This is a genomic window from Haemophilus sp. CCUG 66565, from assembly GCF_001679495.1.
In the GTDB taxonomy this organism is placed as follows: Bacteria; Pseudomonadota; Gammaproteobacteria; order Enterobacterales; family Pasteurellaceae; genus Haemophilus; species Haemophilus haemolyticus_K.
Window position 1 is genome coordinate 41,999 of the sequence record NZ_LZOX01000002.1, and the last position, 14,191, is coordinate 56,189.

Genomic DNA, 14,191 nt, shown 5'->3' on the forward strand with positions numbered 1-14,191 from the left:
TGATTTTGTGAAAATTTGCAGTCTGTCACAATTTTTTGAATAAAAAACCGCTATAATCGACGTAATATTTCAATCCTGTTTCAATAAAATGGAGCATTTATTATGAGTGAACAATTACGTCAAGCAGCCTTGGATTTCCACGAGTTTCCAATTCCTGGAAAAATCGAAGTTACCCCAACAAAATCATTAGCAACACAACGCGATCTGGCTTTAGCTTATTCACCGGGTGTGGCTGAGCCTTGTTTAGAAATTGAAAAAGATCCTGCAGCCTCTTACAAATATACGGCGCGTGGAAATTTGGTCGCTGTTATTTCTAATGGTACAGCGGTACTTGGTCTTGGTAATATTGGCGCGCTTGCGGGCAAACCTGTAATGGAAGGGAAGGGCGTATTGTTCAAAAAATTCGCTGGTATCAACGTATTTGATATTGAAGTGAATGAACATGATCCCGATAAACTTGTCGATATTATTGCCTCGTTAGAGCCGACTTTCGGTGGGATCAATTTAGAAGATATTAAAGCACCAGAATGTTTCTATATTGAACAAAAATTGCGTGAGAGAATGAATATTCCTGTATTCCATGATGACCAACATGGTACGGCGATCATCAGTGCTGCCGCGATCATCAATTCTCTTCGTATTGTAGGTAAAAAAATTGAAGATGTTCGACTTGTTGCGTCTGGTGCGGGAGCTGCATCTATCGCGTGCTTGAACTTATTGCTTTCTTTAGGTATGAAACGTGAAAATATCACGGTTTGCGACTCGAAAGGCGTGGTATATAAAGGTCGTGATGACAAAATGGATCAAACCAAAAAAGATTATGCAATTGAAGATAATGGCTGGCGTAAACTTGGCGATGCGATTCCAAATGCAGATATTTTCTTAGGTTGTTCCGCAGCTGGTGCGCTTACACAAGATATGGTGAAAACCATGGCTGCGCATCCAATTATTCTTGCTTTAGCTAACCCAAATCCTGAAATTACCCCGCCAGAAGCGAAAGCGGTTCGTCCTGATGCGATTGTATGTACAGGCCGATCTGATTATCCAAACCAAGTAAATAACGTGCTTTGTTTCCCATTCATTTTCCGTGGCGCATTAGATGTGGGAGCAACCACTATTAATGAAGAAATGAAACGTGCGGCAGTTTATGCCATCGCCGACCTTGCATTAGAAGAGCAAAATGAAGTTGTAACTTCTGCTTACGGTGGTGAAGGCGCGACATTTGGTGCAGATTATGTGATTCCTCGTCCATTCGATCCTCGCTTAATTGTGCGTATCGCACCCGCGGTAGCAAAAGCCGCAATGGAATCTGGTGTGGCAACTCGTCCAATTCAAAATTGGGATGCTTATGTTGAAAAACTAACTCAGTTTGTTTACAAAACGAGCTTGTTTATGCGTCCTATTTTCAGCCAAGCAAAAGCGGAAAAACAACGCATTATTTTAGCAGAAGGGGAAGAAAATAAAGCATTACATGCCACCCAAGAAGTGATTTCAATGGGCTTGGCAAATCCAATTTTAATTGGTCGCCGCAGTGTGATTGAAGAAAAAATTAAAAAACTTGGTTTACGTTTAACCGCTGGTGTAGATTTTGAAATTGTAGATAACGAAGATAATCCTCGCTATGAAGAATGTTGGAAACATTACTACGAGCTTACGAAACGTAAAGGCATTACACCTGCAATCGCAAAACGTGTCGTGCGTTCTAATACAACTGTACTTGCATCTACTTTAGTGAGTCTGGGCTATGCTGATGGCTTGGTATGTGGTTTATTTGGTTCTTATGGTAAACATTTAGCATCTATTAAGGATATTATTGGGTTAAAAGATGGAGTTAAAGTTGCGGCTGCGTTAAATAGTCTTGTATTACCAACAGGAAATGTATTTTTAACCGATACTCATGTAAATACTAACCCAACAGCGGAAGAACTTGCAGAGATTACGTTAATGGCAGCAGAAGAAATTCATCGTTTTGGTATTGAACCTGCTATTGCATTACTTTCTCATTCTAACTTTGGCTCATCGAATTCATTGGGGGCGCCAAAAATGCGCGAAGTATTGTATATGGTCAATGAGCGCAATCCACACTTAATGATTGATGGTGAAATGCGTGGCGATTTAGCAATGAATGAAGCACACAGAAGAGAAGTCATGCCTGATAGTCCATTAAAAGGAAGTGCAAATTTATTGGTGTTCCCTGATTTGAGCTCATCACGTATTAGTTATAGCTTATTACGCGGCACCACTACGGCAATTACCGTTGGCCCAATCTTAATGGGTATGAATAAATCTGCGCATATTCTTAATCCGAGTGCATCCGTTCGCCGAATTATTAATATGGTAGCGTATGCGGCAGTAAAGGCTCAGCAAGAGTAATGGATAAATGAAATATAAATTAGGCCCCGTTATTAATTGCGGGGCCTTTTATATGAAGTGATTCTAGATTCCAAATATTTTATAAATCAAAATCGCCAAAATCCTTGGTATCTACTTTGGAATCAATTTGACCAACAAGGTAAGAACTTACTTCCACTTCTTGTGGCGCCACTTGCACATTGTCAGAAACCAACCATGCGTTAATCCATGGAATTGGGTTAGAACGCGCACCAAATGGTAATGGAAGACCAACAGCTTGCATACGGATATTCGTGATGTATTCCACGTATTGCACCAAAATATCTTTGTTCAAACCAATCATTGATCCGTCTTTGAACAAATAATCAGCCCAGTCTTTTTCTTGTTCCGCAGCGGCTAAGAATAAATCATAGGCTTCTTGTTTGCATTCTTCTGCAATTTCTGCCATTTCAGGATCGTCTTGGCCTGCAGCCATGATATTTAAAATGTGCTGTGTACCAGTTAAATGTAGGGCTTCATCACGTGCGATAAATTTAATGATTTTCGCATTACCTTCCATTAATTGACGTTCTGCAAAGGCAAAGGAGCACGCGAAAGACACATAGAAACGAATGGCTTCAAGCGCGTTCACGCTCATCAAGCAAAGGTAAAGTTGTTTTTTCAAATTACGCAATGTGACGACACATTCTTTGCCATCTACGGTGTAAGTGCCTTCGCCGTACAGGCTATAAAGTTGGCTATCACGGATTAAATCGTCGTAGTAAGAAGAAATATCACGTGCACGTTTGATGATTTCTTCGTTGGTTACGATATCATCGAACACAATAGAGGGATCGTTCACAATGTTACGAATAATGTGTGTGTAAGAGCGAGAGTGGATGGTTTCAGAGAAGGTCCAAGTCTCGATCCAAGTTTCTAATTCAGGAATCGACACCAACGGCAACAACGCCACGTTCGGGCTGCGGCCTTGAATAGAATCTAACAAGGTTTGATATTTTAAGTTGCTGATGAAAATGTGTTTTTCATGCTCAGGCAACGCCGCATAGTCGATACGGTCTTGCGACACATCCACTTCTTCCGGACGCCAGAAGAAAGAAAGTTGTTTTTCAATGAGTTTTTCAAACGTCTCATATTTTTGTTGATCGTAACGCGCAACGTTAACGTTTTGACCAAAGAACATCGGTTCTTTTAATTGGTCGTTTTTGTTTTGTGAGAAAGTGGTGTATGCCATTTTTTGTCTCCATATCGTAGGGTGGGCTTTAGCCCACCATTTTAATAAGAAAGTTTTGGTGGGCTAAAGCCCACCCTACAAGAATAGAAAGCAATGTCTAATTTAAATCTTACACGCCCCACCAGCACAGCCATCATCAAGATCTTCTTGAGCATCTTCAGCGCCATCTCGAGTGTTTTGATAGTAAAGAGTTTTTAGACCATATTTATAAGCGGTTAAAAGATCTTTTAACAACACTTTCATTGGTACTTTACCGTCTTCAAAACGTTTTGGATCGTAGTTGGTGTTGGCGGAGATCGCTTGGTCTACGAATTTTTGCATAATACCGACTAAATGTAAGTAGCCGTCATTGCTTGGGATATCCCAAAGTAATTCGTAGTTGTCGCTTAAGTTTTCGTACTCAGGTACAACTTGTTTTAGGATGCCATCTTTTGAGGCTTTAATACTTACATGACCACGCGGTGGCTCAATACCATTAGTCGCATTTGAAATTTGTGATGAGGTTTCTGATGGCATTAAGGCGGTTAATGTTGAGTTACGTAAACCAAATTCTTGAATATCTTTACGCAAACTTTCCCAATCATAATGTAATGGCTCTTGTGTTAAGGCATCTAAATCTTTCTTATAGGTATCAATAGGTAAAATACCTTTTGCATAAGTGGTTTCATTGAAGTATTCGCAAGCACCTTGCTCTTTTGCTAAGTTCATAGAGGCTTTCAATAAATAATATTGAATGGCTTCAAAAGTGCGGTGAGTTAAATTGTTAGCTGAACCATCAGAATAACGAACACCATTTTTCGCAAGGTAATAAGCATAGTTAATGACACCGATACCTAATGCTCGACGAGCAAGTGAACTACGTTTTGCCGCCACAACAGGGTAATCTTGATAATCTAATAATGCATCAAGTGAACGCACAGCAAGATCGGCAAGTTCTTCTAATTCATCTAAGCTTTCAATTTTACCTAAGTTAAATGCAGAAAGTGTACAAAGTGCGATTTCTCCATTTTCATCATTAATGTGCTGAAGTGGCTTCGTTGGTAACGCGATTTCTAAACATAAGTTAGATTGGCGAACTGGTGCCACTTGCGGATCAAACGGCGAGTGAGTATTACAGTGGTCTACGTTTTGAATATAGATACGGCCTGTTGATGCACGTTCTTGCATTAATAAAGAGAAAATCTCAACGGCTTTGACAGTACGTTTGCGGATAGTTGGATCTTGTTCGTATTTTACGTAAAGTTCTTCAAATTTGTCTTGATCCGCAAAGAATGCTTCATAAAGTCCAGGTACATCTGATGGACTGAATAAAGTAATCTCGCCGCCTTTAATTAAGCGTTGATACATTAATTTGTTTAATTGGACGCCATAATCCATATGACGAACACGGTTGTCTTCTACACCACGGTTATTTTTTAACACAAGTAAGCTTTCTGCTTCTAAGTGCCAAATTGGGTAATAAAGTGTCGCAGCACCGCCACGAACGCCACCCTGTGAGCAAGATTTCACTGCAGTTTGGAAATATTTATAGAATGGAATACAACCCGTATGGAATGCTTCACCGCCACGAATCTCACTGCCTAGTGCACGAATTGCACCTGCATTAATACCAATCCCCGCACGTTGTGAAACATATTTCACAATAGCTGATGCCGTTGCATTGATTGAATCTAAGCTGTCATCACATTCAATTAATACGCAAGAGCTGAATTGACGAGTTGGTGTACGCACTCCCGCCATAATTGGCGTTGGTAATGAGATTTTGAAGGTGGATGTTGCATCGTAGAAACGTTTTACATAATCCAAACGCGTTTCTTTTGGATATTTAGAGAATAAACTAGCTGCAACGAGTAAATAGAGGAATTGTGCTGATTCGTAGATTTCACCCGTCACACGGTTTTGAACTAAATACTTACCTTCTAATTGTTTTACGGCAGCATAAGAGAACGTCATATCACGCCAATGGTCGATGAAATTGTCCATTTCATCCCATTCTTCTCGGGTATAATCATCCAATAAGGCATGATCGTATTTTCCCATGCGCACTAATTTTTTGACCTGATCGTATAAACGAGGGGGATCAAAATGACCGTAGGCTTTTTTACGTAAATGGAAAATCGCTAAGCGAGCAGCTAAAAATTGATAATCAGGCGTATCTTTGCTGATTAAATCTGCGGCTGCTTTAATAATGGTTTCGTGAATGTCTGAAGTACGAATGCCTTCATAAAATTGAATGTGTGAGCGAAGCTCAACTTGGGAAACAGATACATTGTCTAGACCTTCTGCTGCCCATGTAATAACACGGTGGATTTTATCAAGGTTGATTTGTTCCTGCGTGCCATCACGCTTGGTTACCATTAAGCTTTTATTCATTGTACGACCCTTGTTATTATGCGATGTTAAACACAAGATATAGTGTTTTTAATAAAAACACGCACAAGGTAATGTGTTTTTTGATTGAGATCAAGCAATAAATTTTTTGCTTGAATTATTGACAATAGGTAACTATTTAAAAATAAATGTTTTTTTCGAAAGAGCAAAAATTAAATTTTTTACTTGTAAAAATGAGAAAAGTGCGATTGAAATTCGTTGAATTTTTACCGCACTTTGACGATTAGTTGAGATATTTGAAAACTTTAATTACTTTTTGCACGCCACTGATTTTACTTGCAATATCTGCGGCAGCATCAGCTTGGGCATGAGTCACTGTACCGAGTAGGAAAACTTCGCCATTTTCGCTAATAACTTTAACATCGGTTGCTTTAACTCGACCATCGACTAACATTTTTGATTTAACTTGAGTAGTAATCCAACTGTCTTTGCTGATTTGTGCAAAAGAGATTTTCGGGCCAACAGTCAGCTCGTTATAAATGTCATTGACACCTTCAACGCCTTTTGCAAGATCTGCGGCTGTTTCTTTTACACCACTATTGGGAACTTGACCGATTAAAAGTACTCGACCATTGTAAGACACTGCATTTACACGACCTTCAGTTTTGATTTGAGCATCTTTTTCAACGGCATTTTCTACTTTGAATTCGAGTGTTTCGTCATCTACTTGTGTGCCAGCTGTTCTAGGATCTGTACCTACTTTAGCTGCTGCTGCGCCACCACCTAGAGCGGCAACGATACAGCCTTGTAAAAGGAATGTTGTGCTAAGCACGATAGCCAGTTTTTTTAACGGGGATAATGTCATAATTAACTCCTTTTGAGATTAAATTACTGCTAGTTTGAAATTGATTTATTGTGCTGTCAAGCACCTGGGAACAACGTATGGTCAACTAATTCACAAAGGGCATTGATAACAAAAAGATGGTTTTCTAAGACCCGACTTTCTTTGGTTGCTGGAATCGATATTTCTAAATCACTATCAGCTAAAATTCCTTGAATTGCATCGTTATTAGAGCCAGTGAGTGCAATGACATTAATTTCTTTATTTACTGCATGAGAAATAGTGTTTAGCACAATTTTCTCTGTTCCTAAAGGTGCAAAAGCGATAAGTAAGTCACCCGGTTTGGCAACGGCATTAAATTGGTGACAATACAATTCTTCAGGAGAGTGTTCAAAAACAAGAGAAGAACCCACCGCACTTTCTAAACTCAAGAGCACAGAGGGAAAACTTGGTCTTGCCAAATCGTATCGATTAAGTAAGTTAGATACGAGAAACTGTGCATTGGCATAAGAGCGTGACACACCACAAGCGATCACTTTATTGCCACCTAGCAAACATTGCATCACCATTTGGGTAGCGTTAGCAATATTTTCTGAAAGCATACTAGACGTAGCAATTTGAATTTGAATACTTTCGCTATAAATATCTTTTACTTTTTGTAACATTATAAAAAGCCATTAATCGAGAAAATTAGGAATCCATTGAATATCTTGGGGCGTTTTGCCAAAGGCGATTAAATCAAAACGACAATCGGCATCTTCTAAGCTCATATTTTGTTTTGCAAGCCATAAGTTTGCCGCATCTAACCATTTTTGTTGTTTTTGCCAATCTACGCTTTCTATTGCCGAGCCAAAGGCATGATTAGAACGCTGGCGAACTTCAACAAAAACGATGGTTCCTTTGTCATTCATAATAAGATCAAGTTCACCACATTTGAAATTTTGATTAGCCGCAATAAATTTTAAGCCTTTTGATTCTAAAAAAAGGCGAGCTTGATGCTCAAAGCTCGCCCCTTGTTGACGTTTTAAAGAAAACATTAGTTTGCGACCGGTACAATTGCACCATTTTGATATTGATACCAAGTCATATCGCGTTCAACATTACAATTTGTATCCGCACTTAAAATACCAGTTAAACCACTTAAGCGATATCCTGGTACTTGGCGCAATTCATTAAATTGATTGATGAGTAACCAAGCATCTGCACCCATTGCATATAAACGCATTAATTGATATTCACCGCCAGTTGTTTTAGCGAGTTTTTGATATTGTGGTGAATTGGTTTCTTTAAAAAATGGAATATCACTAAATTGAACACCATTCATTTGAGCGACAAACTCAGGATTGCTGCTTGTGGTATTGGAGCTTGAGCGTGAGCTCGCATAAATACGTAAATTTGGTGCACTATTCGTTAAATAGCCTTTCATTTCGACCAGTTCATCTGGATTGGCGACCACATAAAGTGCGGTTGTATTTTCACCATTTTGTTGTAAAAAGTAGGTAACATCAGCAGGTAGATTATAATAACGAACATTCGCATCGACACCAGCAAGTTGTTGCCAACGTACGTTAAAGGCATTGCCTACGCGTTGCCCTAAATCATTTTGAGGCATGGCGACGAGTGGACTACGAATTCCATCATTCCACATTTTATTTGCCGCTGATTCTGCTTCATCTTCTGGTGAAAGTCCATAATAGCAAAGTTGAGCAATTGCACGAGAATTTGGTGTAGCATTTAATGCAAGCACATCCATACCTTGAATTTGTGCTGGATCCGCTAAAATCACATCAAGATTTTGTTTTAGTAATGGACCCACTAACGTTTTAATACCTGCTTGTTTTGCCTGCGCAATGATATCTTGTACAGAATTCATTGAGGTATCAAATACTTGCACTGGAATGGTTGAGTTACCTTTCGCATCGTTGAAACCCGATTGAATGGTGGTACCAAGAATTTGTCCGTCTCCACTTAATGGCAATAATAAACCAATTTGTGACACATTCGTTTGTTGGAAATTCAGCAATGTAAGCAATTCTTTAGGGAACAACGTTGCGGCTGCATGATTTGGATAAGCATTTTTCCAACTTTGTAATGCTTGGCTTAATTGAACGGGTTGACGAATATAATCATTGTAGGTTTTAATTAAGGTTAACCAACCACCTAAAGCTGCGTTGCCTTCATCTGAAGCATTATTGATTACGCCAGTATTTGCTGAACGTAACAATGCCCAAGTTTTATCAACATTATCTTGACGACGTTGTACATCTGTTAAATTTTCATCAATTTTTATCCGCGCTTTGACGGCCTCAATGATATCTTTTTGGTTCTCTGCAACAACCGCTAAGGTCTCGTAATAACGAGATTTTTGTGACGGGCTTAATTTATTTAAATCCAATGCACGTAATTGATTTTGCGCGACTTCATTGGCATTTTTTGCAGCAGAAATTCTCGCTTCAATTAATGCACGATCTAATTTTTGCGCGTCATTTAATTCACCTAACTCACTTAATAAAGCTTCAGATTGTTCAACTTTATTTTCACTGATTAATACGCGAGCCGCGAGCAATTTATAGGTTTGTTGATCTTCAAGTTCTTGTGCTTGTCCTAATTTATTCATATAAAATTCAGAACTTGCATTCGCATCTTGTTGTAAAGTTTGCGTAAAACTGCTGCCAAGTAGATTTGAACAGCCAGCTAAGGCCATTGACAATAAAATTGGCATTAAACGTTTTTTAAAACGTCCGCCTTGTAATAGAATAGACATTCTTGCTCCATCATGAACAGACAATAGTTGTGGCAGATCTTACTTATCTCATAACTTAAAAGCAAACAAAAATGACTGATTTAACCGGAATTTTATACATTGTTGCCACTCCGATTGGCAATTTACAGGATATTACCCAGCGTGCTTTAGATACTTTTGCTCAAGTGGATTTAATTGCAGCAGAAGATACTCGTCATAGTGGCCTTTTATTAAGCCATTATGGTATCAAAAAGCCCTTTTTTGCTTTGCATGATCACAATGAACAAGAAAAAGCACATATTTTGGTGGAGAAACTCAAGCAAGGTAGCCATATTGCTTTGATTTCTGATGCAGGAACGCCATTAATTAGTGATCCTGGTTTTCATTTAGTTCGTCAATGCCGTGAAGCAGGCATTCGTGTTGTTCCTTTGCCGGGAGCCTGTGCGGCAATTACCGCACTTTGCGCATCGGGGATTGCTTCTGATAGATTTTGTTTTGAAGGTTTTTTACCTGCTAAAAGTAAAGCCCGCAAAGATAAATTAGAAAATATCGCAGAAGAAGACCGCACTTTGATTTTTTATGAATCCACTCACCGTATTTTAGATACGCTAGAAGATATGCAATCGGTGCTAGGGGAAGAACGATATATTGTGTTAGCTCGTGAAATTACTAAAACTTGGGAAACGATTACGGGTAATACGATTAAAAATTTACGAGAATGGCTTTTAGAAGATCCCAATCGTACAAAAGGCGAGATGGTTTTGATTGTGGAAGGCAAACCAAAGTCTGACAATAACGATGAAATCTCTCCACAAGCGGTGAAGGCGCTTGAATTAATTGCAGAGGAATTACCGCTAAAAAAAGCGGCTGCTATTGTTGCTGAGTTGTATGGTTATAAGAAGAATGCTTTGTATCAATTTGGATTAGCGCATTTGGAAAAATAACCTCAAAATCAACCGCACTTTATTCATCCAATTTTAATCTGTGCTATTGCACTAAACGGACACAAGCTCTTACAAGATATTTACTTTTAGACTGGAAAATATATGTTAAACCAAGTTTCAAATACATTACTGACACCAAGTAATCTTTCAACTAAAGCATTGCTCAATATTTTCGATGTGATGTCGCATCGCAATATTGATTATGCTGATCTGTATTTTCAACTTAGCCAAGATGAAAGTTGGGTATTGGAAGATGGCATTATAAAAGAAGGCGGTTTTCATATTGATCGTGGTGTTGGCGTGCGGGCAGTTTCTGGTGAGAAAACAGGCTTTGCTTATGCCGATCAAATTAATCTTGCTTCTTTGCAGCAATGTGCGGAGGCGGTAAAGGGAATTGCGCAAGTCAAACAGGGGAATTTGATTTCCCCATCCGCTTTTAATGTTGTAAATCCTATTGCTCGTTATGCGGCGATTAATCCTTTGGAAAGTCTGACTAAAGAGAAAAAAATTGAGCTATTACATTTGGTTGATCGTACAGCACGCGCAGAAGATCATCGCGTAACCCGCGTATCAGCAAGTCTTAGTTCCGTTTATGAAGAAGTATTAGTCATGGCGACGGATGGTACGCTAGCTGCAGATATTCGTCCTTTAGTTCGCTTATCTATTTCTGTGTTAGTAGAGGAAAATGGCAAACGTGAACGAGGCAGTTGTGGTTCTGGTGGGCGTTTTGGTTTAGATTGGTTCTTTGAAGTGATTGATGGCGATATTAGAGCAGTGCGATTTGCGAAAGAAGCGGTTCGTCAAGCTTTAGTAAATCTTAGCGCAGTTGCAGCACCAGCTGGATTAATGCCAGTTGTATTAGGTGCTGGTTGGCCTGGCGTGTTGTTACACGAGGCGGTAGGGCACGGTTTAGAAGGGGATTTTAACCGTAAAGAAAGTTCACTTTTCACAGGCAAGATTGGTGAACAAGTGACTTCACCGTTATGTACAATTGTAGATGATGGCACGATTGAAAATCGTCGAGGTTCATTAACTATTGATGATGAAGGTGTACCAAGTCAATGCAATGTACTCATCAAAGATGGGATCTTGCAAGGTTATATGCAAGATAAAATGAATGCCCGTTTGATGGGCGTGGCGCCAACGGGGAATGGCCGTCGCGAGTCTTATGCCCATTTACCGATGCCTAGAATGACTAACACCTATATGCTTGCAGGCCAAAGTCAGTTTGATGATTTGATTGCTTCTGTAGAACAGGGAATTTATGCACCGCACTTCGGTGGGGGACAGGTGGATATTACGTCTGGTAAATTTGTATTTTCCACTTCAGAAGCTTATTTAATTGAAAAAGGAAAAATCACCAAACCAGTGAAGGGCGCAACTTTAATTGGCAGCGGCATTGAAGTGATGCAAAAGATTTCTATGGTTGCAGATAAATCAGAACTTGATTTAGGTATCGGGGTTTGTGGTAAAGAAGGGCAAAGTGTGCCAGTCGGTGTTGGACAGCCCGCACTAAAAATTGATGAAATTACCGTTGGTGGTACAAATTAAACCAAAATTGCGCAAAAGATCACAAAAATCCCATTAAAATTGGATTTTTACTGGCAATTTTATTCAAATTTTGATAGTCTCGGGCAGAATTATATTTTTATATCTTTTAATTATTTTAAATTATGTTGAAAAGAATTTTAGTTATTATCGGTTTAGCGACCCTCGCAACCGCCTGTTCTAATGGGCCTCGAACGGCAAATCACCAAGTTATTTCAGAAAGTGATGATGCTCAATTAACCGGTTTGATTAGTAATTTAGAAAAAGGTAATCGTTCAGGGATTTTCCACAAAGTGAGAACAAACCGTTCATCAGCTTTAATGGGGGATAAGGCTTTAGCTGGTGTGTATAATGAATGGGTGGGAACCGCTTATCGTATGGGCGGTACAACCAAACGTGGTATTGATTGTTCTGCATTTATGCAAACAACTTTTTCTGAAGCATTTGGCATTGAGTTGCCTCGTTCGACAGCTGAACAACGTTATTTAGGTAAACAAATTAGTAAATCAGAGTTGAAAAAAGGCGATTTAGTATTCTTCCGTAAAAATAACCATGTCGGTGTTTATATTGGTAATAACCACTTTATGCATGCAAGTACAAGTCAGGGAGTGACTATTAGTTCTCTTGATGAAGATTATTGGGCGAGAGTTTATACACAATCTCGTCGTATTATGTAGTATAGAAAGAAATGAATATTTAGTTCATTTTTTACATAATAGTATTTATATTTAATAAAATAATAAAGGCGAATGTAAATAAAGTATTTACATTCGCCATTTTCATTATTCTGCAAATGGATCACGTAAAATCATGGTTTCTACACGATCAGGACCTGTTGAAAGAATATCAATTGGTACGCCAGTTACTTCTTCAATACGTTTAATATAGTTAATGCAGTTTTGTGGCAATTTATTTACATCTGTGATGCGGAAAGTATTTTCTTTCCAACCTGGTAATGTTTCATAAATAGGTTCTACACCTTCCCAATCTTTCGCTGCTAATGGCGCATATTCAACGATTTCACCATTTGGCATTTTGTATGCAACACAGATTTTTATTTCATCAAAACCATCTAATACGTCAAGTTTGGTCATACAGAAGCCAGAAATAGAGTTAAGTTGAATTGCACGGCGAATGGCGACGGCATCGAACCAACCGCAACGACGTGGACGGCCTGTTACCGCGCCAAATTCATTACCTTTACGCGCAATTTCAGCACCCACATCATCAAATAATTCAGTTGTGAATGGGCCACCCCCTACACGAGTACAGTAAGCTTTGATGATACCAAGTACATAGTCTAAGTTACGCGGGCCAAAACCAGAACCTGTTGCAACACCACCAGCTGTTGTATTTGAACTGGTTACATACGGATAAGTACCGTGGTCGATATCCAACATAGTACCTTGTGCACCTTCAAATAAAATGTGCTCACCATTTTTGCGTGCAGTATCAAGAATTGTAGTGATGTCTGCCACCATACCAGTGATTACATCGGCAATTGCCATTACATCATCTAAGGTTTTTTGATAATCGACAGGCTCAACTTTGTAATAGTTCACCAATTGGAAATTATAGTATTCAAGGATATTTTTGAGTTTTTCGGCAAAGGCTTCTTTATCAAATAAATCGCCTACGCGTAAACCACGACGAGCCACTTTATCTTCATAAGCTGGCCCAATACCACGACCAGTTGTACCGATAGCTTTTTTGCCAAGTGCAGCTTCACGGGCGTGATCCATAGCCACATGATAAGGCAAGATTAAAGGACAAGCTTCAGAAATTAATAAACGTTCACGAACTTTAATACCACGGCTTTCAAGTTCGCCCATTTCTTTCATTAATGCTTCAGGTGAAACCACAACGCCATTACCAATTAAGCAAGTTACGTTTGGATGTAACATACCAGATGGAATTAAACGCAACACAGTTTTTTCTCCATTAATGATAAGTGTGTGCCCTGCGTTGTGACCGCCTTGGTAACGAACTACGTATTTTACGCGATCCGTCAGAAGATCGACGATTTTCCCTTTACCTTCATCGCCCCATTGAGCGCCTAAGATAACAACACTTTTTCCCATAATTTCCGCCTTTTATTCGGTTAAATTAGTCAAATGAACAGCTGTTTACTTTACTCTTTTTCTGCTTTAATCTCAATGATATAAAAGAAAAAGTGCGGTGATTTTTCACCGCACTTTGGG

General features: G+C 39.1%; 11 protein-coding genes. 4 read left to right on the plus strand and 7 right to left on the minus strand.

What is annotated here, in order from left to right; all coding sequences use genetic code 11:
- Window positions 1-102: 102 nt before the first annotated feature.
- Window positions 103-2,373: an NADP-dependent malic enzyme gene (locus A9501_RS01525; RefSeq protein ID WP_065264662.1), complete on the plus strand. Its 2,271-nt coding sequence runs from the start codon at window positions 103-105 to the stop codon at window positions 2,371-2,373.
- Window positions 2,374-2,452: 79 nt separating this feature from the next.
- Here the strand turns inward: A9501_RS01525 and nrdB are convergent, their stop codons facing one another.
- The 6 genes from nrdB to A9501_RS01555 all read right to left on the minus strand — a co-directional run bounded on the left by nrdB (window position 2,453) and on the right by A9501_RS01555 (window position 9,519).
- Complete coding sequence (nrdB, locus tag A9501_RS01530) at window positions 2,453-3,583, minus strand: class Ia ribonucleoside-diphosphate reductase subunit beta (protein ID WP_065264663.1); 1,131 nt, start codon at window positions 3,581-3,583, stop codon at window positions 2,453-2,455.
- Between the two features lie 102 nt (window positions 3,584-3,685).
- Window positions 3,686-5,956, minus strand: a complete 2,271-nt coding sequence (gene nrdA / locus A9501_RS01535) for a class 1a ribonucleoside-diphosphate reductase subunit alpha (RefSeq protein ID WP_065264664.1) — start codon at window positions 5,954-5,956, stop codon at window positions 3,686-3,688.
- Window positions 5,957-6,197: 241 nt separating this feature from the next.
- Window positions 6,198-6,779, minus strand: coding sequence for a division/outer membrane stress-associated lipid-binding lipoprotein (dolP, locus tag A9501_RS01540; protein WP_065264665.1), 582 nt, complete (start codon window positions 6,777-6,779; stop codon window positions 6,198-6,200).
- Window positions 6,780-6,835: 56 nt separating this feature from the next.
- Window positions 6,836-7,420: a D-sedoheptulose-7-phosphate isomerase gene (locus A9501_RS01545; protein WP_065264666.1), complete on the minus strand. Its 585-nt coding sequence runs from the start codon at window positions 7,418-7,420 to the stop codon at window positions 6,836-6,838.
- Window positions 7,421-7,432: 12 nt separating this feature from the next.
- A complete protein-coding gene (locus A9501_RS01550) occupies window positions 7,433-7,792 on the minus strand; it encodes a YraN family protein (protein WP_065264667.1) in 360 nt (119 codons plus the stop codon).
- Entirely contained in the window at window positions 7,792-9,519 is a 1,728-nt protein-coding gene (locus A9501_RS01555; protein ID WP_065264668.1) for a penicillin-binding protein activator, read from the minus strand. Before A9501_RS01555 ends, A9501_RS01550 begins: the two co-directional genes overlap by 1 nt.
- Window positions 9,520-9,590: 71 nt before the next feature.
- Here A9501_RS01555 and rsmI point away from each other — a divergent pair, with 71 nt between their 5' ends.
- The 3 genes from rsmI to A9501_RS01570 all read left to right on the plus strand — a co-directional run bounded on the left by rsmI (window position 9,591) and on the right by A9501_RS01570 (window position 12,667).
- Window positions 9,591-10,442: a 16S rRNA (cytidine(1402)-2'-O)-methyltransferase gene (rsmI, locus tag A9501_RS01560; RefSeq protein WP_065246736.1), complete on the plus strand. Its 852-nt coding sequence runs from the start codon at window positions 9,591-9,593 to the stop codon at window positions 10,440-10,442.
- A 102-nt stretch (window positions 10,443-10,544) separates the two neighbouring features.
- A complete protein-coding gene (gene tldD / locus A9501_RS01565) occupies window positions 10,545-11,993 on the plus strand; it encodes a metalloprotease TldD (RefSeq protein ID WP_065264669.1) in 1,449 nt (482 codons plus the stop codon).
- Between the two features lie 122 nt (window positions 11,994-12,115).
- Window positions 12,116-12,667, plus strand: a complete 552-nt coding sequence (locus A9501_RS01570; protein WP_065264670.1) for an NlpC/P60 family protein — start codon at window positions 12,116-12,118, stop codon at window positions 12,665-12,667.
- A gap of 105 nt (window positions 12,668-12,772) precedes the next feature.
- On the opposite strand, the gene purA is transcribed toward A9501_RS01570, so the two are convergent.
- Window positions 12,773-14,071: an adenylosuccinate synthase gene (gene purA / locus A9501_RS01575; protein WP_065264671.1), complete on the minus strand. Its 1,299-nt coding sequence runs from the start codon at window positions 14,069-14,071 to the stop codon at window positions 12,773-12,775.
- Window positions 14,072-14,191: the final 120 nt, after the last annotated feature.

Excerpts from the sequence above, each read along its gene's own strand:
- A9501_RS01545 (WP_065264666.1), bottom strand. The coding sequence starts at position 7,420 with ATGTTACAAAAAGTAAAAGATATTTATAGCGAAAGTATTCAAATTCAA.
- purA (WP_065264671.1), bottom strand. The coding sequence starts at position 14,071 with ATGGGAAAAAGTGTTGTTATCTTAGGCGCTCAATGGGGCGATGAAGGT.
- nrdA (WP_065264664.1), bottom strand. The coding sequence starts at position 5,956 with ATGAATAAAAGCTTAATGGTAACCAAGCGTGATGGCACGCAGGAACAA.
- A9501_RS01555 (WP_065264668.1), bottom strand. The coding sequence starts at position 9,519 with ATGTCTATTCTATTACAAGGCGGACGTTTTAAAAAACGTTTAATGCCA.
- A9501_RS01570 (WP_065264670.1), top strand. The coding sequence starts at position 12,116 with ATGTTGAAAAGAATTTTAGTTATTATCGGTTTAGCGACCCTCGCAACC.
- tldD (WP_065264669.1), top strand. The coding sequence starts at position 10,545 with ATGTTAAACCAAGTTTCAAATACATTACTGACACCAAGTAATCTTTCA.
- dolP (WP_065264665.1), bottom strand. The coding sequence starts at position 6,779 with ATGACATTATCCCCGTTAAAAAAACTGGCTATCGTGCTTAGCACAACA.
- A9501_RS01550 (WP_065264667.1), bottom strand. The coding sequence starts at position 7,792 with ATGTTTTCTTTAAAACGTCAACAAGGGGCGAGCTTTGAGCATCAAGCT.
- rsmI (WP_065246736.1), top strand. The coding sequence starts at position 9,591 with ATGACTGATTTAACCGGAATTTTATACATTGTTGCCACTCCGATTGGC.
- A9501_RS01525 (WP_065264662.1), top strand. The coding sequence starts at position 103 with ATGAGTGAACAATTACGTCAAGCAGCCTTGGATTTCCACGAGTTTCCA.
- nrdB (WP_065264663.1), bottom strand. The coding sequence starts at position 3,583 with ATGGCATACACCACTTTCTCACAAAACAAAAACGACCAATTAAAAGAA.